At 45.4% G+C, this 23,186-nt stretch carries 14 protein-coding genes; 1 reads left to right on the top strand and 13 read right to left on the bottom strand.

All coding sequences use genetic code 11. From position 1 onward, the window contains the following. Window positions 1-165: 165 nt before the first annotated feature. Window positions 166-1,146: a glycosyltransferase family 2 protein gene (locus BUB85_RS11570; RefSeq protein ID WP_073110584.1), complete on the top strand. Its 981-nt coding sequence runs from the start codon at window positions 166-168 to the stop codon at window positions 1,144-1,146. Window positions 1,147-1,333: 187 nt separating this feature from the next. Here BUB85_RS11570 and BUB85_RS11565 read toward each other — a convergent pair whose 3' ends face one another. From BUB85_RS11565 to rfbB, 13 genes are all read right to left on the bottom strand, one after another. After that, window positions 1,334-5,212 (bottom strand): GBS Bsp-like repeat-containing protein, encoded by a 3,879-nt coding sequence (locus BUB85_RS11565; RefSeq protein ID WP_073110582.1) that lies wholly within the window; start codon window positions 5,210-5,212, stop codon window positions 1,334-1,336. A gap of 37 nt (window positions 5,213-5,249) precedes the next feature. Next, window positions 5,250-9,086, bottom strand: a complete 3,837-nt coding sequence (locus BUB85_RS11560) for a GBS Bsp-like repeat-containing protein (protein WP_073110580.1) — start codon at window positions 9,084-9,086, stop codon at window positions 5,250-5,252. 81 nt (window positions 9,087-9,167) lie between these two features. Next, window positions 9,168-9,791, bottom strand: a complete 624-nt coding sequence (locus tag BUB85_RS11555) for a GerMN domain-containing protein (RefSeq protein ID WP_073110578.1) — start codon at window positions 9,789-9,791, stop codon at window positions 9,168-9,170. A 35-nt stretch (window positions 9,792-9,826) separates the two neighbouring features. Continuing rightward, window positions 9,827-10,669 carry a dTDP-4-dehydrorhamnose reductase gene (gene rfbD, locus BUB85_RS11550; RefSeq protein WP_073110576.1) on the bottom strand — a complete coding sequence of 281 codons (843 nt, stop codon included), beginning with the start codon at window positions 10,667-10,669 and terminating at the stop codon, window positions 9,827-9,829. A gap of 262 nt (window positions 10,670-10,931) precedes the next feature. Next, a complete protein-coding gene (locus BUB85_RS11545) occupies window positions 10,932-13,379 on the bottom strand; it encodes a glycosyltransferase family 2 protein (protein ID WP_073110574.1) in 2,448 nt (815 codons plus the stop codon). 14 nt (window positions 13,380-13,393) lie between these two features. Continuing rightward, a complete protein-coding gene (locus tag BUB85_RS11540; RefSeq protein WP_073110572.1) occupies window positions 13,394-15,847 on the bottom strand; it encodes a glycosyltransferase family 2 protein in 2,454 nt (817 codons plus the stop codon). Between the two features lie 18 nt (window positions 15,848-15,865). Then, window positions 15,866-16,474, bottom strand: a complete 609-nt coding sequence (locus BUB85_RS11535) for a hypothetical protein (RefSeq protein ID WP_143160705.1) — start codon at window positions 16,472-16,474, stop codon at window positions 15,866-15,868. A gap of 7 nt (window positions 16,475-16,481) precedes the next feature. Continuing rightward, window positions 16,482-17,216 carry an ABC transporter ATP-binding protein gene (locus BUB85_RS11530; RefSeq protein ID WP_073110568.1) on the bottom strand — a complete coding sequence of 245 codons (735 nt, stop codon included), beginning with the start codon at window positions 17,214-17,216 and terminating at the stop codon, window positions 16,482-16,484. Window positions 17,217-17,225: 9 nt separating this feature from the next. Next, window positions 17,226-18,002: an ABC transporter permease gene (locus tag BUB85_RS11525; RefSeq protein WP_073110565.1), complete on the bottom strand. Its 777-nt coding sequence runs from the start codon at window positions 18,000-18,002 to the stop codon at window positions 17,226-17,228. Window positions 18,003-18,015: 13 nt separating this feature from the next. Further along, window positions 18,016-18,567 (bottom strand): dTDP-4-dehydrorhamnose 3,5-epimerase, encoded by a 552-nt coding sequence (gene rfbC / locus BUB85_RS11520; protein WP_073110561.1) that lies wholly within the window; start codon window positions 18,565-18,567, stop codon window positions 18,016-18,018. Between the two features lie 84 nt (window positions 18,568-18,651). Further along, entirely contained in the window at window positions 18,652-19,521 is an 870-nt protein-coding gene (rfbA, locus tag BUB85_RS11515) for a glucose-1-phosphate thymidylyltransferase RfbA (protein WP_073110557.1), read from the bottom strand. A 141-nt stretch (window positions 19,522-19,662) separates the two neighbouring features. Continuing rightward, the gene (locus BUB85_RS11510; RefSeq protein ID WP_073110552.1) at window positions 19,663-21,633 is read right to left on the bottom strand and encodes a glycosyltransferase family 2 protein; all 1,971 of its coding nucleotides are present in this window, start codon (window positions 21,631-21,633) and stop codon (window positions 19,663-19,665) included. 85 nt (window positions 21,634-21,718) lie between these two features. Continuing rightward, window positions 21,719-22,795: a dTDP-glucose 4,6-dehydratase gene (rfbB, locus tag BUB85_RS11505; protein ID WP_073110548.1), complete on the bottom strand. Its 1,077-nt coding sequence runs from the start codon at window positions 22,793-22,795 to the stop codon at window positions 21,719-21,721. Window positions 22,796-23,186 lie beyond the last annotated feature (391 nt).

Here is a 23,186-nt window from a genome sequence, read left to right as displayed (position 1 = left end):
CACTCCCACTCTCCGGCAGGTTCGCTTCTTTTGAGCGAAGACTTTTCATATCATTCCGGATTATCAGCAGCGCATTCAGATGCTCCTCTGCGATATTTCTGTAGTCAAAAGATTCATAATTTGCTATAATATGTTACAGATCATAAAAAAACAAAAGAGGTAATTATGAAAGTAACAATTATTATTCCCAATTATAACGGCAGGCATTTCATGGAGCCCTGTCTTCAGTCATTAAAAGAACAGACCTACCGCCAGTTCAAGGTTCTTGTTGTCGATAACGCTTCCTCCGACGGTAGCCTTGAGTTCATGGCGGAGTCTTACCCTGACATCGAAGTGATTCCGCTGGATAAGAACTACGGTTTCAGCAAGGCCGTCAATGTCGGCATCCAGAACAGCCACACTCCCTATGTAATTCTGTTGAACAACGACACCACTGTGGATAAGAACTATGTCGGTGAGATGGTGAAGGCCATCGAATCTTCCCAACGCATCTTTTCTGTCAGCAGCAAGATGATTCAGATGTACCACCCTGAATTGATCGACAGCGCCGGAGATCTCTATACGCTTCTGGGCTGGGGCGTCTGCCGCGGAATCGGCCGCCCGGTGTCCAATTATACGAAAGCGGATTCTATATTTACAGCATGTGCCGGTGCCGCGATCTACCGCCGCAGTGCTTTCAAAAAAATCGGTTATTTTGACGAGGCACATTTTGCGTATCTGGAGGATATTGACATCGGATACCGTGCCCGTATCTACGGTTACCAGAACATGTACTGTCCCACAGCGCTTGTATACCATGTCGGAAGTGGTTCAAGCGGTTCCAAATACAATACCTTCAAGGTAAAGCTTTCCTCAAGGAACAGCATCTACCTGAACTATAAAAACATGCCGGTTCTGCAATTAGCCTTGAATATTTTACCACTTAGTTTTGGATATTTTGTGAAATATCTCTTTTTTTGTAAGATCGGGTTCGGCAATGACTATAAAGAAGGGTTGAAAGAAGGCCTGAATACCCTGCATAAGTGTAAAAAGGTTCCTTTCAGACTTCGTCATCTTCCTTTTTATTTCCTGATTGAATGGGATCTGATCAGATATACTTTCTCTTATATCAAAGACTGGTTTTCAAGAAAGCTTTTCAAGAAGTAAAGACCTGGATAAAAAATCAGGATAAGAAATAAAGGCAGGAAATAAAAACGGCTCCAGCGTTTCCCGGAGCCGTTTTTATTTCCTGTCTTTATTTCTTACTCTTATTTCCTGCTTTTATTGCTTATCTTTATTTCCTGTCTTTACATCTTACTTTTATTTCTTATTTCCTGTTCTCATTTTTCACAGCTTAACTCAGGATCCTTCTGACTGCAACCACTTCCGCTCTCAGCCATGAAGAAAGCGGAACCACCACAGTACCCGTCGCCTCATCTGCTGCGTGCATGATCATTCCATCTCCAAGATAAAGAGCTACATGACCATAATTGTACATTACAAGAACATCTCCCGGCTGCCAGGATGCCATATTGTTCTTGTCAATTGCAAATCCTGCTGAAGCATACATTTGTGATGTGCGATACGGGACATTGAGCTTAAAGCAGTTGTTCAGTGCCCATGTAACAAAGCCGCTGCAGTCCCATCCGTTGGTGTCTTTCCCTCCATATACATATGGAACATAGGTATATTTCTGTACCTCCACCGCTGCAGCACTCAGCACCTTTATTGTAAAGCTGGTGCTTCCTGCGTGTGTCTGTATCCAGTTTCCTCCTGTCACATACATATGGACAAGATATGTCCCGGAATGATATTGGTGATTTGATACATTTCCAATACACTGGTAGGTACCGTCCGACTGCAGTTCCAGATCATACCAGCCTATATCTGACTGGTTATCGGCACTCCAGACCGCCGCACGAACCCGCTGCACGGTGCTCGTTGCGCTGACTCCGCTGGCAACGATTGTAAAACGGCCGTTGTCGCCGTTCACGTTTTTAACATCTATCGAACCTGTTATTTTATTCGTCACCGTAAATCCTGTAGTTCCCAGGATCTGCATGTCTCCGCTTTTCAGGACGACGTATGCATGGACATTGTATTTTCCGACTTCCTTATGATTCTTTATCGGAAGCTTATATTGGTATGTAGTACCTACGTTTGTGGCGGTGTACCACTTCAGGTCATTCTGACCGCCCGCGTCTCCCCATACCGCAAATTTTACATTCTTTGCTCCCGCCGGTACCTGAACACTTGTCGCGCTCAGCACATATGTCGTTTCCGTTTTTTTGGAATCCACCGCTTTTATTCCTGTTGTAGTTGTATTCATATCACTTGTTGTTTTTCCGGCAAACCGCTGTGTTCCAAATGCATCTGTGACATACGCATGTACCTGATACGTTCCTGCATGGTATTTATGCTTCGATACACTTACTGTCGCCAGAAAAGTGCCGTCTGTCTGTCTTTTCGCGGTATACCATACAATGTCGCTCTGGTTATCGGCACACCACACCGGTACGGATATCTTTGAGACCGCGGAAGTATTCGTAATTCCGGACAGTCTGACCTGAAATGTTCCCTTCGCATAATTCCGATTCTGTATTTTGATGCTGCCAATTGCCGGCACACTTATTTTTGCTGTCTTGTTTCCTACGCAGAGCATCTCACCGCTTTTACTCTGTGCATAAGCATGTATATTATATTTTCCGTATGATTTATGATTCTCAAGACTAAATTCACAAGTGTATGTCCCCGTTGCTGCTTTTTTGCCTGCGTACCACTTTATGTCATCCTGCCCCTTGTCCTCACTCCAAACTGCAAACCTTACACTTTTTTCACCTGCCGGGACATGGATTCCACTGACATTCACCGCATAGGTCCCGGAAGATTTTATCTGTGCCACAGACATGGTTCCCTTCGTAACGCTCATTGCTGTGGATGCCGCTTTTCCAAATCTCTGTGTGGAGAAGATGTCCGTCACATAGACGTGGGCCTGATACGTTCCCGTGTGATACTTATGTTTTGAAATATTTACATTCACTGCATACGTTCCATCACTTTGTTCGACTGCCTTGTACCAGACAATGTCATTCTGGTCTTCACTGCACCATACCGGAATCCGCACCTCCTTGATCAGACTTGCGCCTGTCACCGCCACTTTCACGGTAAATTTCCCATTGGTCACGTTTTTGTTTGTAAATGAAATGCTGCTGACTGCCGGCTTTCCTACCTTGAAAGATGTACTCTTGATGAATTTCTTCGTACCATCCCGGTACTGGGCATAGGCATGCACATAATAGGTACCATTCGATTTATGATTCTTCAGCGAGAGAGAACTTTTATATGTCCCGCTTGATATTTCTGTCGCATCATACCATCTCAGATCATCCTTACCATTTGTTTTGCTCCACACCGCGAATGTAATTTTCTTCAGGTCCTTCGTCTCCGTAAAGTTGGACAATGCAGCACTGCTCCGCGACGCTTTTAGTGTAACGGTCGGCTCTTCTGCAGTTTTTGACTGCGTTTTTGCCGTCTTGCTGTCCGCTGTATCCTTCTGATCTGTTTTGGGTTCTGCTGCCGGTTCTTCCAGTTCCTGATCCGGCACGACTGCCTGCACTGCTTTTTCCACATTCAGAAGACCCGCTCCTGTCAGCTCGTCATATCCCTCTGTTCCGATATCCGTCGCTGTGCTGCGTACAATCTCCTTCACCTTCTCCGGTGTCATCCCGGAATCTGCCGCGTAAAGAAATGCTGCAGCCGCAGTCACCATAGGTGCTGCCATGGACGTCCCGCTCTTTAATGCATACCCGGTTCCAAATGAGGACATATCATACGTGCTGTAAATATTCACCCCCGGAGCTGACACATCCTTTCGCGTCCCGTAATTCGATGTTCCTGCTTTTGTGTTTGCCGCATCAACACTGATTACGCTGATTGTCGATTCAAAATCAGAAGGGACCGTTGCCACACTGCCATTGTCGCCAGATGCATAGTTTCCGGCTGCACAGACAAGGGTAATCCCCGCTCCGGCGGCAGAATCACAAGCATCCTGTAAAAGTTCCAGACTTTCGGCCGATAAACCGGACGCCTGCACACCGAGACTCAGGTTGATCACCCGAGCTTGAATTGATTCTGCATACTCCAGTCCCTTTAACAAATGGGCCATACTCGTCGTTTCTTTTCCGCTGAAAATATCCACTGCTACCAGATCGATTGCTGAATTGTCTCCGGCACTTCCGACTCCGGCAATTCCAAGCTGATTGTTCGCCTCTGCGGAAATAATACCTGCCACATGTGTTCCATGGCTATTTTTATTCGCCGGACTGGTGTCCACGCCATTTACATATCCGTCTCCCTGAAGCGGAGCCAAAGAATAGGTTCCATTTTCCACAATCACTTCCCTGCTCTCATCCAGGTTCAGAATGTTTTTCAGATCCTCGTGATTGATATCCACTCCTGTATCCAGCATTACTACCTTTGTCTTACCATGCTGTGTTCCCTGGATCAGGCGCCACGCCTCTGGCACCTGAATCTGTGAAAGATAACTCTGATCCGAGACCTGCGCATCGTTACTTGCAGCTTCTGAAGCCTGCTGATTTTCCACCTCTTGTGTAGTGTCCTCCGAAAGTTCCAAGAGGTAGTTCGGTGTTGCAAATTTTACGCTCGGATCCTCCGTGTAGGCCGCTACTGCCTCACTGACCGTGGTATCTTCTGAAATCTCCACCACTGCCGTCGTTGTTCCATCTTTTGTATCCAGCGTATCTTTTACTGTTCCGTCCTGCTCCCGGGCAGTGGTTTCTGCCTGCTCCGGTGTCACGCCTGTCTCATAGGAGACAATCACTTCTCCCGGTACAAATCCCAGTTCTTCCGGAGCTGCTGCGCGCTCGGCTGCCGCTTCTGCGTTTTCTTCTGTCTCCGGCTCTTCCGGTTTCTCTATATCCTCTGCCTCCACCGGATTCTCCGGCACTTCACTTTCTGTCGCCGGATCCACCTCAGCATCTGTTTCCCCGGTATCGGTTGTTTGGGCATCCGTTACTGCACCATCGGGAACTTCACCGCCTGCCACTCCGTCGTCAGTTACTTCACTATCCACCACTGTGCTGTCGGCCGCTTTCACATTCGGGACATTCGCCTCCAGATCCGCTGCAGATACAACTGCTGTGTTTGCCATCAGTAATGTCAAAGCCATCAGAAGGCTTAATATTCTTTTACAGTTTTTCTTAAGTCTCTTCAATTAATTGCTCCTTTTTGTGAATACCTCATCCGATTCCTTAATTTGAATAATAGGAATCCGGCAGGCTATCTCTTCTGACGACCTGTCCGTTTTTGATAAATTCTCTGTTCGCTGAAGCTGTATGTGCACCGGTCTCCCATGAATTTACCTGAACATAATCATACCAACTCGGCTGTTCTCCATAGATATCAATGTACAGCATCTGTCCTTCCGAATATGTCTCTATCTTGATTGGAAATTCCCAGTCATTTCTGAACACCAGATCCGAATCTCCATAGCTGACCATCGCATCCTCCCCTCTCGGTACATAGGTGGATGAAAGACTATGATTCTGTCTCTGCAGAACCGTCAGCCCTGCACGGACAATGCCGCCATAGACCGTTGTTGCCGACTGGCAGATTCCGCCGCCGTATCCGTTCCCGCCGATTACACCTCCGAGGACATAGCCGTCTTCCTGTCCGCACGGTCCTGTGACACCGAAGAAAGAAACGGTTTCCCCCGGCTGGACAATCAGTCCGTTAAATGCGGCCAAAGCTCTCTTCATATTGAATGTTCCATATTGATCATTTGTAGACAGTGTGCTGAAGGATGCAATTTTATCTGCGAACTGGAATGCGGGAACCGTGTAGGACGTCTTCCCCACATAACTCTGTTCCCCATTTACCGTAGCGTATACGTGAGACGTAAAATCTCCCCAGTTATGATGCTTTCTTCCGTCGATCGTCGCCGTCCAAGATTTCCCGCTCTTTCCCGCACTGTACCATATAATGTCATCCTGTCCGCCGGCATTACTCCATGTCGGGAACTGAACCTCCGTGGCAGCAACGCCATTCACATTTGGATTGATAACTGCAATCTTCACTCTTCCACTTCCAAGTGACGTTGTATAAATGTAATTTGAAAGATCGATTCTGCCTTTTGTACTTCCCGCGAAAGCTTTAATGCCATTCTGCATAGTGATATAGACATGTGCACGATAGGTTCCGCTATGATTTCTGTGGTCTTTCACACTTACATTCACCCGATATGTTCCATTGCTCTGCTTCTTCGCTGTATACCATACAATATCACTCTGATCATTGCTGTACCATACAGGCACTTCAACCTTCTCCACGCCCGCCGGAGCCACGATCCCTGAAACTGTAACCGCAAAGATTCCTCTGGATGCATTGACACTTCCGATTTTCACGGATGCCTTTGCAGCGTTCTTTACCTGGAATGTCTGCCCTCCGAGGAAAATCATTGCACCGTTTTTTCCTTGTGCATATACATGCGCAGAATATGTTCCAAGTGTCTTATGATTTTTGACTGGAATAGAGCACCGGTATGTACTGCCTGACTTTTTCATATCATACCAGCGCAGGTCATCCTGCCCGCCGGACTTGCTCCATACCGCAATGCTTACTTTTTTTGTTCCTGCCGGCACCTTAATGCCGGACGCAACTGCCTGGAAGGATATCTCTTTTTTCGCCGAATCCGTCACCGTCAGACTCTTCATAGACGCTTTCAGATTACACTGTGTGGTCTTTTGAGCCGTCTGTTTTCCGGCAACATCTGTAATGTACGTATGAATTTTGTACACACCTGCATGATACTTATGTGCCGAAATATTGACATCCACCTTGTATGTTCCGTCTGACTGCCTCTTCGCCTTATACCACTTTATGTCGCTCTGGTCGCTCTCACACCATATCGGCACATTCACTGCTTTCACTGCGCTCGGGGTTTTAATTTCTGAAACCACGACAGAGAACGTTCCTTCCTCATAATTCAGATTGCTGACCGTCACTTTTCCTGCACTGGGAGATGCAACCTTGAACTCTGTCTGATTCAGAGAAATCATCTGTCCGCTTTTACTCACCGCATATGCGTGAACATAGTATCGCCCCAATGATTTATGATTCCCCGGATAAATGGTTGCCGCATACGTCCCCTTCACCAGCTTTTTCGCAGTGTACCATACCAGATCGTCCTGGCCGTTCGTGCTGCTCCACACTGCAAACATCACTTTTTTCAGGCCTCCCGGCACGACCACTCCGCTGACGCTCGCCCTCCAGCTTATTCCTTTCGTATTCTCCGCCGCAGTCATCGCATTGGAGGCTACTATCATTTTCACAGACGTACTCTTTACAAACGTCCGCTCTTCTTTTTCATTTTCCGTATAAACATGTACTTTGTATGTTCCGACATGGTATTTATGCTTCGAAATATTGACATCTGCCGTGTAGGAACCATCCTTCTGTTTTGATGCAACATACCACACGATGTCGTTCTTATTGCTTGCACACCACACCGGCACCAGTACTTTTTCCACATTCTCATCCGTAATTCCTGTGATCCGGGCTGTAAACGTACCTGCTGCAACATTCAGTTTTTCAATGCTGACTGCAGGATCCTTCTCTGTATCTTCCCCCTGAACGGCCGCAATTTCTTTTTCCGTATTTTTCTCAGCCGTCTCTTTTGCTGTGTCTTCTTTTGCCGTATCTTCTTTCGCAGGGCCGGTCTCCTCAAGCTTAAGACCTATCGCTTCCAATGCCGCTGCGATATTCACTACACCTGCCCCAATCTGGTCATCCTCATTAACATTCACTGCCGTCGCCGTCAGAATATTTTTCGCACTTACATTGGTCAATGCGGTATCAGCGGAAAAAAGCATTGTCGCAGCTGCTGTAACCATGGATGCAGCATAGGATGTCCCGGCGCCAAGTCCCGGCGCTGCCAGATTTTTTTTCTCTCCGTAATTTGAAGATTCTGCACGATTGCCTGACTCGTCTGTCGCGATTACACTCACCACGGAATCATAATCGGAAGGAATCGTCTGAATATTGCCCTGATCTTCCACACCGTCGTTTCCCGCTGCCGCGATCAGAAGCGTTCCCTGCGCATAAGCCGCATCACATGCCTTCCGGAAAATCCTGTCATCCGTTGTCTCACCCAGTTCTGTGCCAAAACTCATGTTGACTATTTTCGCACCGTCTGCAATGCTCTGCTCCAGTGCTGCAATCACACTTGAAAAAGAGGTATAGCCTTGTGTGAAGACATTGACGCTCTGCAGCTCTACCGCATTTGTGTCATAATCACCGGCAATACTTTTTATGATGTTCTCTACTTCTGTTCCATGTTCTGAAGACTCAAATGCATCGAGAACCGCAGCCTTCACCGGTGAATGCTCATGCGCCTTCAACAATGCCTGTGCCTGCTGTGCATGAATCTGCTCAAAATATGTCGGGAACGCAGTTTCTGCCCCTGCAGATGTGTCTGCCTCATCCAAAGCAGTTTCCACCGCAGAATCCTCATAAGCCTGCATGATATAGTCCGGTGTCGCACTCTCCACACTTTCCTCGGATGCGAAATCTGCTGCTGCCTGAGCAACTGTCTTTTTTTCATCGATGGAAACCAGATAAACAGTAGACTCCGGTATCAGTCCCAACGTGCCAATGATCTCCCCGCCATTATTCTGTATAATTTCTTCTGTCTTCGCTGCCTCCAGAGAAGCCGGAACCATCACAAGAACCTGTCCCGGAACAAACCCAAGCTCCATTGCCGGAGTTTCTCTTTCCTGGCGGGCCTGCGCAAGCCCTGTATCGTCCTCCGCAGTTTCCTCTGTTTCAGAATCCGGAGCATCCGGAAGATCTGCTATATCCTGTTTCGTATCCTCTTCCTGAATCTCCTGCTCTGACTGAACATCCGACGCAGATGTCACCGTCTCAACATCCGGCTCCTCCTGCGCTGCATTCTCCACGTTCTGAACCGTCTGCACCCCACTGCCCGGGTTCATATCTTCCGCAGAAGCAACTGAAACATTCCCCAAAAGCATCGCAAATACCAGAAACATGCTTAGTATCTGCATCCCTCTACTTCTTTTTCTTTTCATTCTTCTCCTCCTTCGCTCTCTGACCTTTCAGCACCTTCACAAATCTGGTAAACCGGATCTTCTAAATCCACTCACCCCTCCTTATGAAGGAACAAATTCAGACAAATACCCTGGATACTCTGCATGCCCTGTTTTCAACATGCCGCCGTCAACCGTAATATGTATCCGTTCGCAGCCATACGCCTTTAAAAAAGTATTGCATATGCTGCCAATGGAAATCCACTCACCGGCAGTCCCCTGTCCTGTGATGTACGTGGCATATTTTCCGGACAAATCCAATTCGATCGATTTTTTTCCATCGACAACGGTCTCTTCGAATTTATTTACGGAGACATCCGCCGGTAGAGCGCCTTTCCCGATTAGTTCAGACAGCACAGCCTCCGGTGACAACTCCGCAATATCCACATCTGCTTTTTCAAAATCTGTCGCATCCTGATTGCTGTAATATACCGTTATCTTTGTTGTCTCTCCTGCCGAAGGCTCTTGCTCTGTCGCAGGCTCCTGCTCTTCCGTTTGCGCTGCGTTCTCTTCTGTCGCCGGTGGCTGTTCGTCTTCCTTTTGCTTTGTAGTCTCTTCTTTTTGTGCCGTGGTCTCTTCCTGATTCTCTGATGTTTTTTCTTTCACTTCTTTTGACTCCTGCCCACACGCGGCCATCCCCACTATCAATGCCGTAACGACAAGAAGTACCCCTAATTTTTGTCTCATAATCATCTTCTCCCCTTTGACAATCACAGATACAGCTATTTAATTATCTCAAGATACCTTTTCAACGCATCCTGCCATAACGGTAAACGGTTAAATCCATTCTCCTCAAGCTTGTCCTTGCTCATGCGGCTGTTGCTCGGTCTTTTCGCTTTTGCCGGGTACATCTCGCTGGATACCGGTGTCACCTTCATCTCAATTCCCGCCTGTCTGAATATCTCAACAGCAAATTCATACCAGGAGATCATCCCCTCATTTGTCGCATGATATCTTCCATACTTATCTGACGAGATCATATCAACCAGCAGAACAGCCAGATCATACGTATAAGTCGGCGATCCCACCTGATCGTCCACAACCGTCAGTGCATCGTGATTCTCTGCCAGCTGCAGCATTGTTTTGATAAAGTTTTTCCCATTTACACCAAACACCCAGGCGATTCGCACCGTAAAGAACTTTTTGGCATACTTCTCAACTGCCAGTTCTCCCTCATACTTCGTCTGTCCGTAAACATTCAGCGGCTCTCTCTTGTCATCCGGCTCCCACGGACGTGTTCCCTGTCCATTAAACACATAATCCGTACTGATATACATTAATTTAATATCCAGATCTCCGCAGACCTTTGCGATGTTTACCGTCCCCTCCGCATTGATCTTTCGGCACAGTTCCACATTGTCCTCCGCCGCATCGACCGCGGTATATGCTGCACAGTGAATTACTGCATCGACTCCTGCAGCGGTAATCACTTCTTTTACTTTTGCAGCATCCGTAATGTCCATCTCCTCCACGTCAACTCCAATGCCCTCATAGCCACGCTTTGCAAGCTCATTCATGACGTCGGTTCCCAATTGGCCTTTTGCTCCTGTCACTAATACTTTCATAATTATATACCTCTTCTTTATTTTTTCGCTATCTGTCTCTTCATTATATAAAATAATAGAATATGTTGCAACTTTTATATTTTTGAATTGCCACTTATGAATTGCCATTTTCCCGTTTATAGAACAAAGAGTTTCCTATGATATAAAAAATGTCCGTGAATCCTGTCAAAAGCATTCACAGACATTTTTATCTGATATCGGGTCCCATACAGAGTCCCCCACAATACACTAATTGTTCCGCGCAATACGCGCTTCCTTGATCTTACTTATTTTTCAACATATAATCCGTTCTGCTCAGTGAAAGATTCGGATTATAATACGGATCGCCGTCAGCCAGTTCCTTTGCCCATGTTGTGCTGAACTTCAGCATCTCGCTATGGAATCGCTTGACTTTCTCATCCGTATCCTCGTATCCTCTGGACTTAGACTCATAGTGATGCAAAGTCGCATACGGATTATACACGATCAGATAACCGGCACTTCTTATGCGCAGACAGAAGTCCACATCATTAAATGCCACAGCAAGTTCTTCATTCAATCCGGAAACCTCTTCGAAGACACTTTTCTTCACCATCATGCAGGCAGCGGTCACTGCAGTGCAGTCCTGACTCATCACAATTCTTCCAAAGTATCCCGGATCACTCTTTTTATATCCAACGAACGGATGTCCGGCAATTCCGCCCAGTCCCAGTAATACACCGGCGTGCTGGATTGTGTCATCTGCGTAGAACAGTCTTGCACCGACTGCTCCGACCTCCGGTCTCATACAATAACCAAGCAGCTCCTCGATGCAGTGCTTGCTTATGATTTCCGTATCATTATTCAGGAGCAGGAAATACTCTCCCGATGCATGACTGACACCATAATTATTGATTGCCGAATAGTTAAATTCTTTGCCTTCCCAGAATACGACCTTTGCCTTTTTATTTTCCTGCTGCAATTTTTCATAATAATCAAATGTCTCTTTTTTTGTACTGTTATTTTCTATAATAATATACTCAACATTTTTATACGTGGCACGCTGTTCTATGGCCTGGATACATTTGTCCAAATCATCGGTATGATCCATATTCGGAATGATGATAGATACCAGCGGCTGTGACTGCAGCAGTATCCTTGTACGGTAAATCCCATTCCATGACGTTTCTGAGACTTTTGCCTTCAGCCCGATCCGGTCGTAATGTGCCTGAACGGCCCGCATCCCCGCTTCAAAAGCATACCGCTTGCTCTCCGGATTCTCCGCTGTAGAATTTTTGTGGCTTCTCCATGAATATAAAATCTGCGGGACGTGTTTGATATTTTTCGCAATCTCAACCGAACGCAGGACAAAATCATAGTCCTGTGCTCCATCAAATTCCGGATTCAACATTCCAACTCTCTCGAAAATATCGCGGCGAACCATAAACAGGTGGCAGATGTAATTGACGCTGCACAGCATATCCAGATTGAAATCCGATTTAAAATGCGGCATAAAATGCTTCTTGCCGTTCATGCTTACCTTGTCTTCATCTGTATACAGTACATCGATCGTCCGGTCTTCATTCATTGCATTTACGCACTCATAAAAAGCGTTCGGCTCCAGAATATCGTCGTGGTCTCCGAAAGCAATGAAATCTCCAGTGGCCGTTTTTAATGCCTCATTCGTGTTTTCTGAAATATGCATGCTGTGTGTTCCGTAGACCACCTTGATCCGGCTGTCACTTTTCTCATACTGCTTCAGCTTTCCCGTGAGTGAAGAATTTTCACCGCTGCCGTCGGAAAGACACAATTCCCAATTAGAATAGGACTGGTTCTGCACCGACTTCACCATCTCATCAAGATATTTTTCCGGTGTCTTATACAGCGGAACCACGATGGAGATTTTAGGCATATAATCAAAGACTGCTTCTCTCTGCTCTGCCAGCTTCTCCTGAGTCGCCTTGTGGTCACTGTACCATACTCTGTAGGATACCCTGTCCGGTCTGGTCACTTTTTCCCACACTCTGCGGAATGTCTTTTTCACTCCAAACTGTGTGTAATAGCTGACGATCTTGTCGGTATACTTCGACATTTTTTTCATGCCCTTATCCATCACTGAAGGCCGGAGCGTCACCTCGAAATCATCTGTTTTTCCGGCGGTCTCAAGATGAACCCTGACTTTTTTCGGCACACTGCCCACATGAACCGCCTTGAATCCCAGAATTTCATCCTCGCTGTTCTCTGGGAAAAGTGCGATTACGTCCTCCCTTTTCACATGTTCCACTGTGATTTTCTGTTCATTGCCTTGTTCATCAAAGACCTGTATTTTTTTATCTGCTCCGCTCACACACCAGCCACTTACAGAATATCCATCTCCCGTCAGCTCTCCGTCCTCAATAAACTTACTCATCTTCTTCTGCTGCTTCAGCAGTTTCACAACTGATATTTCAAAAACTTTTTTTCCAACTCCGTCATTAAAATTCAGAATCTGCATAGACTTTGCATTACTCCATCCTTTTGGCATTCTAATCCAGATGCAGTATCTTTTACTAATCACGAAATTATCCGGCGTCACCACCGGGACTCCCGTAATTCTGATTTCCTCCAGTCTGAAATTGACCTTCTTCTTATCAAAGCAGACCAAAACTTTCGTCTCTCCGATGTCATTTTTTTCAAACCATCCCTGAATCAAAAGCGTATTGTCATCCTTGGTATGGAATCTGCAATTTGTAACTACGAACTTATTATCCATTCTATCTTACCTTTCTAGTCTTCTGCAAGTCTGAGACCATAATCTCCATATATCAGTGTCAGATTCGGATTGTAGTATGGATCTCCCTGCTCAATCAGGTTCTTCCATCTATCCAGGAAATATGACTCTTCCTGTTCAAATCTGGCTTTATTTTCCACAGTATCGTCCGCCCCTCTGGATTTCGATTCATAATGGTAAAACTCCGCAAACGGATTGTAGACCACCCGTTTTCCCGCCGCGCCGACGCGCAGACAAAAATCGATATCATTGTATGCGACTGCAAGCTTCTCATCAAACCCCTGCACCTGCTCAAACACCTCTTTTGAGACCATCATGCAGGCGGCCGTCACCGCGCTGTACTCCTGTGCGCACACAATTCTTGAAAAATATCCCGGTGTGTCATCTCTGAAATCGACAAACACATGCCCCGCGACACCACCAAGACCAATTACAACTCCCGCATGCTGAATTGTCCGGTCTTCATAGTAAAGCCGTGCACCCACGACTCCGACATCCTCACGCATACAGCGGCCCAGCAGTTCCTCCAGACCATTTTCCGAAATCATCTCTGTATCATTGTTCAGAAACAGATAATAGTCTCCGGCAGCCTGCCCCGCGCCATAATTGTTGATTGCCGAATAGTTGAATGTCCCGTCCCATGTGAGCACTGTGACATTCTCTTTCTCTCTTTTCAAGCTCTCATAATAGGCAAATGTCTCCGGATTTTCACTGTTATTCTCGACGATAACGTATTCCCGATTCAGGTATTTTGACTTTTCTTCAATCGAGTCTATACATTTTTTTAATTCTTCCACATGATCTTTATTGGGAATAATAATCGAAATCAGCGGCGTGTTCTTCAGATGATATTCCGACCGGTAATTTCCGAATATATCCGTCTGGTAAACAGCCGCATCCACACCGACCCGGTCGTAATGCGCCTGAATCGCCTTTGCTCCTGCCTCAAATGCATAAAGTTTACTCGCCGGATCTCCTGCTGTGGAATCCTTGTGTGCACGCCAGTGGTAAATAATCTTGGGAATATGGTAAATATTTTTTGTAGCTTCTGTGCACCGAAGGACAAAGTCATAATCCTGGGCACCGTCATACCTGGAATCCAAAGGTCCGACTCTGTCTGCAATCTCTCTTTTTACCACCAGAAAGTGGCAGAAATAATTGACGGTATTCAGAAGATCCACATTATAATCCGGCTTGAAATGCGCATCAAAATGCTCCCTGCCGTTCATCGTGGTCTTATCCTCATCGCTGTAAATCACATCTGCATCCTCATGCCGGTTAATGACAGAAACATTTTCAAACAGGGCATTCGGTTCCAGCAGATCATCGTGATCCGCAAATGCGACATAGTCTCCCGTCGCTATTTCCAGTGCACAATTTGTGTTCTCCGATATCTGCATCGGTTTTCCGGAATACACGACTCTGATTCTGGAATCCTTTTTCTGCCATTTTGCAAGGTGTCCCTGAAGGGGTGAATGTTCACCACTTCCGTCCGATAAGCATAACTCCCAGTCGGGATAGGTTTGATCGATCACAGAATGGATAAGTGCATCCAGATACTTGATCGGTGTTTTGTACAGTGGAATGACGATACTGATCTTAGGCTGGTACGCAAACTGTGTCCGTCTCTGTTCCTCCAGTTCCTCTGCTGTCGGCAGGTGTTTCTGCAGCCAGATCTCATACTCGCTGGTTCGATTCTCCAGCAGACGTTTCTTCATTCTGGCGCATGTCGTACCAAGACCATTCTGCGAAATACTCAGGCCGCCTTTCTGCACTGCTTTCTGAACCTTTCCGACAATTCTTTCGGCTTTCGTCCGGTCAATTCTGCAGATTCTGCTGTATTTCTTTTCTCCGATCTTCGCTGCAAGATATACCTTTTTATTTCTACATTCCGGAATGCGAATCTCAAATCCGGTGATGTCTGCGCTTTTCAGCTCCGGGAAATCCTGGAGCACATCTTTTCTGACCTTGTATACCGTCTCCGACTTTAATTGATTTTTCTGTTCATCGAGCACCTGCAGCTGCACTGCTTCTCTTGAAGCAATCCATCCCTGAATCAAAACCGTATCTTCATGGCACGTGATCAGATCCACGTAATCATCAAAATCACTATGCAGCTTCTCAATTCTTCCGATCGGTATGGCTGCAATTTTCACATTCTGCTCATTATCTTTCTGATACACATATAGCTTACTGCCTGCTTTATACTCCGCGGGAAGTGTAATCCTAAGCCAGTATTCTGTATCAATTTTTCTTTCTCTGCTGTGCTTTCTCTTCTGAATATCCACTCCGGACTGCGACTCCAGCACTGCCGTGAGTCTTCTCTGATCCAGATAGACCTCCAAAATCGAATCATTCACTGTATTTTCCTGAAACCAGCCCTGAATAAGCAGAACATCAGGCTCTCCTATTCTGTATCGGTATTTCATTATTTCGAACCTGTTTTGCATATCCAACCTCCCTGTAAATTACTTATTGAACAATCCGTACAGCATTCTCATGAAGCCGGCTATAAATGCCACACATGCAAAAAGGACAACAAAAGTCTCCACGTCAAATCTATAGCTCACTGTTTTCATAATCACAGTTCCTTCTGTCGGATTTCCTTTTACGTTCAATACCGTGTTCTTTTCTGACTGCGGCGTGATATAGAATGATATTCCGTTCTCAGCTGTTGCACCCTTTTCCTCGAGAATAAATTCGAACTCCTGATTCTCACATCCGGATATCTGTTCCATACCAAACTCGTAATATTTGTTGTTTTTCAGCTTTTTTGCGTCCACTGTGCCGGTGTATTCTTCACCTGTGCCGGTATTGACCAGCTTGTAGGCAATCTTGACATTCGATACGTCGCCGACTATGACACACTTCACATTAACACCCTTCAGCAGGTCTTCCTTACACACAAAAGACTGATTGAGGTTTCCCGACTCTATCACACCGGTCTGCTTATATTCACTGTCATCCACGGTTCTGTCGTAAATTACATTATTTTTTTCAATGTGTGCATACAGAAAGCAGACAGCCAATGCAATTACTATTCCAATTACTATCTTAATCTTTTTTTTCATCATCATACCTCAATTACGAGCGCTCATATTCATCGCAGATTTCATCCGCATCGCCCCAGCGTTTCATGTGTCCGTGGTCCAGCCATACAATTTTATTGCAGATTCGTCTTACCTGCTGGATACTGTGGGAGACAAACAGAATTGTCGTCCCTTTGTCTATCATCGCCTGTATACGCTGTTCGCATTTTTCCTGAAACCGGAAATCACCGACCGACAGCACCTCATCTACAATCAGTATATCCGGTGTTCCAATGGTCGAGATTGCAAATGCAAGTCTGGATACCATTCCTGACGAAAAATTCTTTACCGGAACATTCATAAAATCATGCAGTTCCGAAAATTCCACAATATCATTGTAATGCTTTTCCATCTCTTTTCTTGGATAGCCAAGCAGTGCACCATTGAGATATACATTCTCCGCAGCGGTCAGATCCATATCGAATCCAGCCCCCAGTTCAATCAGTGGAGCGACTGAGCCATTCACTGACACACTTCCCTTTGTGGGCTTGAGCACACCGGCTATGGTTTTGAGCATCGTACTTTTTCCACTTCCGTTCAATCCGATCAGTCCCAGTGCCTCCCCCTCACGCAATTCAAAGGAGACATCCTGCAGTGCCCAGAACTCCTCCACTGATACCTGTTTTTTTAATGTCTTGATAACGTATTCCTTGAAGCTGTCAAACTTTTCTGATGAAAGATTGAATCTCATGGAAACATTATCTACTTTTATCATTATCTTTTTTTCCATCGATTCCTCCTACAAGTTCAGAATAAATCCATCCTGATTTTTATAAAATACATACAGTCCGACAACCATCGCAATTGCGGCCTCCGCCAGCCCCAGGAGAATCCCCTGGACACTCGGCAGGTTGTTATACAGCATCACATCACGGAACATCTGAAGATAATTGGTGATCGGGTTAATCTGTACCACCACCCTCACCAGTCCCGGAAGAAGTGACATCGGGTAGATTACCGGAGTCAGATACATCAACGCTGTGATGAATACGGAGTATAAGTGCATGATATCTCTGAACTTCACGGTGATTGCCGATAAAATCAGGCCGATTCCAAGTGAAAAGACCACAAGCATAAAGAGCGGTATCGGCACAAGAAACATGGTCCAGTGCAATTCTGTCCGAAGAACGATCATAACCAGTATAAATGCCGTAAACGAAGCCATCAGATTAATAAAGCTTGAAAAAACCCGTGATATAACAAACAGGTATTTGGGCACATAAATCTTTTTGATCAGAGATGCACTTCCAATAATCGAAGACATCGAACTCGTCGTCGCATCGGAGTAGAAGTTAAATATAACCTGCCCGCTCATTACGTAGAGAGGGAAATTGTCCATGTTATATTTAAACAAATTCGAGAAGACAACAGACAGCACGATCATCATGAAAAGAGGGTTTAGTAAAGTCCATAAAACCCCCAGTACGGAACGTCTGTATTTGATTTTAATATCCCGGGATACCAGCTCCTGCAGCAGTGGCTGAAACCTTTTAAAATTCTGTATATATGCTGACACGTACTACCTCCACCTATCTGTGAAATTCTTTGATTCCGCTCCACTTCTGATCCTTCTCAGAGATGGTTAGTTTCATATCCTCCGGTATCGGCCACTCAACGCCTATATCCGGATCATTCCACGCAAGTCCGCCCTCATCGTTCGGATGATAGAAATCTGTGCATTTGTATGCGAACTCAGCAGTCTCTGATAATACGACAAAGCCATGTGCAAAATTCTTCGGAATAAAGAACTGTTTCTTGTTCTCAGCAGAAAGCGTTACACCGAACCATTTTCCGTACGTGTCCGAACCCTCTCTGAGGTCTACCGCAACGTCAAATACCTCTCCACTCACAACACGCACCAATTTGTCCTGTGGGTAATTAATCTGGAAATGCAGTCCTCTCAGCACCCCTTTGGATGAGCTTGACTGGTTGTCCTGCACGAACTCCATGTCAATTCCCGCTGCGACATAATCATTTTTATTGTAAGTCTCCATGAAGTATCCTCTTTCGTCGCCGAATACGGACGGTGTGATAATCTTCAGACCCTCTATCTCACATGTTTCTACTGTTATTTTTCCCATTGCTTTTCCCTTTCTAAATTTCCTGTTCTTGACTTCTTTTCGCTGACCGTTCCGTTTCCGGATTCCAGCGCTATACGTTCTCGTCTATAAACCTTCGACAATCTCCATGAGGTATTTTCCGTAATCTGTTTTCAGCAGCGGCTGTGCAAGCTTCTCCAGCTGTGCCTTATCGATAAAGCCTCTCTTGTAAGCGATCTCTTCGATGCAGGAAATGTACAGTCCCTGCCGTTTCTGGAAAGCACACACAAAGTCTGCCGCATCCAAAAGCATATCATGATTCCCTGTATCCAACCATGCAAATCCGCGGCCGAGTGTCTCTACCTGCAGAGTTCCCCTGTTCAAATATTCATTGTTGATGCTGGTGATCTCAATCTCACCGCGCGCGGAAGGTTTCACATTCTTCGCAATCTCCACCACATCATTGTCATAAAAATACAATCCGGGTACCGCATAATTTGATTTCGGATGCTCCGGCTTTTCCTCGATGGACAGTGCCTTTCCGTTCTCGTCAAATTCTACCACACCGTACTCTCTCGGGTCTCTGACATAATAACCGAAAATTGTCGCACCGTCTTCTCTCTCCGCCGCTTTCTTCAGCACCTTCGAGAAACTCTGTCCATAGAAAATATTGTCCCCCAATACAAGCGCAACGCTGTCATCCCCGATAAACTCTTCTCCGATGATAAAAGCGTCGGCAAGTCCTCTCGGGCTCTCCTGTACTTTATACTCAAATCTCATTCCCAGATCATCGCCGTTGCCGAACAGTTCTTCAAATACCGGCAGATCTCTCGGAGTAGAGATGATCAAAACCTCTCTGATCCCCGCCAGCATCAGCGTGGACAGCGGATAATAAATCATCGGCTTGTCATACACCGGCATGATCTGCTTGGATACTGCTTTTGTCAACGGATATAATCTGGTTCCTGAACCACCTGCTAATATAATACCTTTCATCGAATAAACCTCCTATGTATACTTTTAGTCAACACGGATGTACCCCATCCGCACTGCTGCTCCGGGGTTATGATACACTCATCCTCCCATTGTCCTGCTTATCGCTGTCAATTATATCATTTTGCCAATGCGAATACAACTCTAAGCCTTTGTTTCCAGTTCAAAAGGCACTTCGTCCGAGAAGTTGCTATTATAAAACGCATCATGCTCAAAGTATTTTTTCCATTTTTTCCACATAAAGATGCGGTCAGCATCCTCAAGATCAATGGTGTTCCTGCTTGTGTAGCACAGACATTCCAGCTGTGGTGTAAATAAATTTCTGTAACCTGCGTCCAGCATCCGAAGCGAAAGTTCATATAACGAAGCCTCCCAGGCCAATTGTTCTTCCATGCCCCCGACCTGCAGGTACTTCTCGCGGGATACCATAAAGCATTTGTTATTGATCATACTATAGTTATACGGAACCATTAGTCTTCCATATAAACCGTAGCTGTTTCTTGCCTCACGCACATTGGCCGGCAGCAGTTTTCCCTGCGGGGTCAGAACAACACCGGATTCGCAGACCTGTTCGGAGACGTCAAGCACCTTCCCGCCTACGACACCCAGAGTCTCATGCAGTGCATACCCCTGCGATTCTCTGAGCCAGGAGTCACTCAGCACACGTGTATTCTCATCCAGAAACAGAATACAGTCCGCTGCACTTTCTGCCAGATGTTCATTCAGCTTTTTGATCCACTGTCGTTTTTCACCACAGATAACCGTAAGCGGAATTGACAGCTTCTCCAATGCTTTTTCGGTATCGACTTTGTTTCGTTCAGTCAGGATAACAACGCTGCACGGTGCATCCTCCAGATTCTCCTGAAAATCTTCGATGCAGTCCCGCAGATCGTCCATTCGTCCCGCATCAAAAATAACAACTTCTGTACTGCAGCTGTCCTCGACCGGAAACTGGCAGCAATAAAACGTGTTCAGCGCGATCTTCACATCCACTTTTTCATTCCGTACACGGAAATAATCCTCCAGTGCTCTCTTTCCTGCCTCTGCCGCATAACCCTTGCTGTCTGCCGTCACTGCGGTGGAACCTGGAATCATACGCCAACGGTATAACAGCTTCGGAATGTGGTGTATCTTCTTCGTCTCATTGACAACACGTAAAAACAGATCAAAGTCCTGGGCGCCCTCATAGCCTTCCCGGAAACCGCCGATCTTGTCGATTATCGTCTTTCGAATCACGCTGAAATGGCAGATATAGTTTTCCCCATACAGTGTTTCCAATGCAAAATCTGACTTAAAGTGCGGAAATTCACGCTTGCCGTCCAGACCGATCTTATCTTCGTCCGTGTAAATGAAATCCAGATCCTTCTGCTCATTGAGCGCATACACGACTTCATTCAACGCATGCTGATCCAGCATATCATCGTTGTCGATCAGACCGATGAACTCTCCGGTCACCAGTTCCAGTGCCGAGTCTGTCGCCTTGGAAATGTGTCCGTTCTCTTTTCTATAGACCACTTTGATTCTCTCATCACGCTTTTCGTATTCCCGCAGGGTATCCAGCGTCTCCTGTTTTCCGGAATTGTCATCCGCGATGCAGATTTCAAAATTCTGATAAGTCTGATTCAGTATGGAGTCCAGACACTCCTCCAACAGATTCCGTTCAACATTATATACCGGAATTATCAGCGATATCTTCGGCTGATATGCATAATCCTCCGCATCATGGAATGTTTCTTTGCCTTCCAGCCAGGAAAGATACTTCTCTTTGTCATTGATATTAAATGTATGACTTTCCACTCCGTCTGAAACGGAAGTCTCTGACTCATCATTTTTTCTCATTTTTCTTGCAAGGCGTGAGAGTACATTGGTATGTATCGTCATCATTTTTTTATATCTTTTCTTATATAAGTATACTTCAAATGTCCCGTTTTCACCCAATGCCTGATTAATCAGAAAGGATTTTACGGTTCTCTGTTCTGCAAAGTTTTCTTCATAAATGGTCTTATCATTCTTTCGAATTGCGATTTTTGTAATTTTCCCATCAATCCAGCCCTGCATATAAACACTCGGGTGCAATACTCCATACACAAAACACTTCTCTATTCTGTAATTCACTGTTTTTCCTCCCGGATACTTTGAAAAAAGGCACCTTTAACTCAGTTAAACAGCAGTATCTTCCGACACTGCTGTTTTCATGTTCTTATTTATACATTTCTTCGTAATATTTCTGGTAATCTCCGCTGGTTACACGCTTCATCCAATCCTCGTGTTCAAAGAACCATGCAATTGTCAGCTTGATTCCATCAGCAAAGCATGTATCCGGCACCCAACCAATCTCTTTTTTGATCTTGTCCGGCGCGATTGCATATCTTCTGTCGTGGCCTTTTCTGTCCTCCACATATGTGATAAGATCTCTGCTGACCAGTTTTTTCCTCGGATCTTCGTCCGGGAGCATCTCCTGCAGCGTGTCAATGATGATCTCGATGATCTGAATATTCTGTTTCTCGTTGTGACCGCCAATGTTGTAGGTTTCAAACAGACGTCCCTGCTCCTGTACCATGTCGATTCCCTTTGCGTGGTCTTCAACATACAGCCAATCGCGGACGTTTTTCCCGTCTCCGTACACCGGGAGCTTCTTTCCCTGAAGTGCGTTGTTGATAATCAGTGGAATCAGTTTCTCCGGGAACTGATATGGGCCGTAGTTGTTGCTGCAGTTTGTAATATTGGCCGGGAATTTATATGTATCCATGTAGGATTTCACAAGAAAATCCGAAGAGGCCTTGCTTGCAGAATACGGACTGTGTGGATCATACGGCGTGGTCTCATAGAAGTATTCTCCCTCTTCTTCCAATGAACCATATACCTCGTCTGTAGAGACGTGCAGGAATTTCTTTCCTTCCTTGAAAGATCCATCCTCCAATTCCCATGCTGACTTCGCAGCGTTGAGCATAACCAGAGTTCCAAGAACATTCGTCTTTACAAATACTTCTGGATTCTTGATGCTTCTGTCAACGTGGCTTTCTGCCGCAAAATGAACAACACGGTCAATGTCATTCTCCTCAAATATTTTATTGATAGCATCCGCATCGCAGATATCTGCTTTCACAAATGTATAGTTATCTCGGTTTTCCACACTTTTAAGATTTTCAAGGTTTCCTGCGTAAGTCAATTTATCTACATTAATAATGCGGATTTCTTCATTATATTTTTTAAACATATAATGAATATAATTTGATCCAATAAAACCAGCTCCGCCTGTCACTAGATATGTTCTCATACTACTTCCTCCAATTAATCATTTTTGTTCGATACATTATACCATTATCCTTGTATAAAGTAAAGCCAACTTTATTTCTGCCAGCGTTGAGGAATAAATTTAATTGTGTCTATCCCTCATCTACTGTGTATGTTTTTTAGCACTTTATCCACATTTTCCTTGTTAACGCCTTTTGTTATGCACTTCGTATGGGTCCACGAAGCCAATCCTAAAAAAATGTGGATTATTCAGTTATTTCGTCTTTCATTTAACCACCACCTGTGCTAAAATAACCTTGTTATTCCAAGTACATTGTTGTGTACTTAAAAATGTAGGATACATCTTCATTCGTTACTGTCAGTCCGCGAAAACTTTCCAGTAGCCCTGAAGATGTATTTTTTATTGTCTGCTT

Source organism: Hespellia stercorisuis DSM 15480 (assembly GCF_900142165.1).
Lineage (GTDB): Bacteria > Bacillota > Clostridia > Lachnospirales > Lachnospiraceae > Hespellia > Hespellia stercorisuis.
The sequence above is the reverse complement of the archived record's forward strand: the minus strand, read 5'-3'. Positions and strand labels throughout refer to the sequence as shown.

Excerpts from the sequence above, each read along its gene's own strand:
- BUB85_RS11570 (WP_073110584.1), top strand. The coding sequence starts at position 166 with ATGAAAGTAACAATTATTATTCCCAATTATAACGGCAGGCATTTCATG.
- BUB85_RS11560 (WP_073110580.1), bottom strand. The coding sequence starts at position 9,086 with ATGAAAAGAAAAAGAAGTAGAGGGATGCAGATACTAAGCATGTTTCTG.
- BUB85_RS11555 (WP_073110578.1), bottom strand. The coding sequence starts at position 9,791 with ATGAGACAAAAATTAGGGGTACTTCTTGTCGTTACGGCATTGATAGTG.
- rfbD (WP_073110576.1), bottom strand. The coding sequence starts at position 10,669 with ATGAAAGTATTAGTGACAGGAGCAAAAGGCCAATTGGGAACCGACGTC.
- BUB85_RS11545 (WP_073110574.1), bottom strand. The coding sequence starts at position 13,379 with ATGGATAATAAGTTCGTAGTTACAAATTGCAGATTCCATACCAAGGAT.
- BUB85_RS11540 (WP_073110572.1), bottom strand. The coding sequence starts at position 15,847 with ATGCAAAACAGGTTCGAAATAATGAAATACCGATACAGAATAGGAGAG.
- BUB85_RS11535 (WP_143160705.1), bottom strand. The coding sequence starts at position 16,474 with ATGATGATGAAAAAAAAGATTAAGATAGTAATTGGAATAGTAATTGCA.
- BUB85_RS11530 (WP_073110568.1), bottom strand. The coding sequence starts at position 17,216 with ATGGAAAAAAAGATAATGATAAAAGTAGATAATGTTTCCATGAGATTC.
- rfbC (WP_073110561.1), bottom strand. The coding sequence starts at position 18,567 with ATGGGAAAAATAACAGTAGAAACATGTGAGATAGAGGGTCTGAAGATT.
- rfbA (WP_073110557.1), bottom strand. The coding sequence starts at position 19,521 with ATGAAAGGTATTATATTAGCAGGTGGTTCAGGAACCAGATTATATCCG.
- rfbB (WP_073110548.1), bottom strand. The coding sequence starts at position 22,795 with ATGAGAACATATCTAGTGACAGGCGGAGCTGGTTTTATTGGATCAAAT.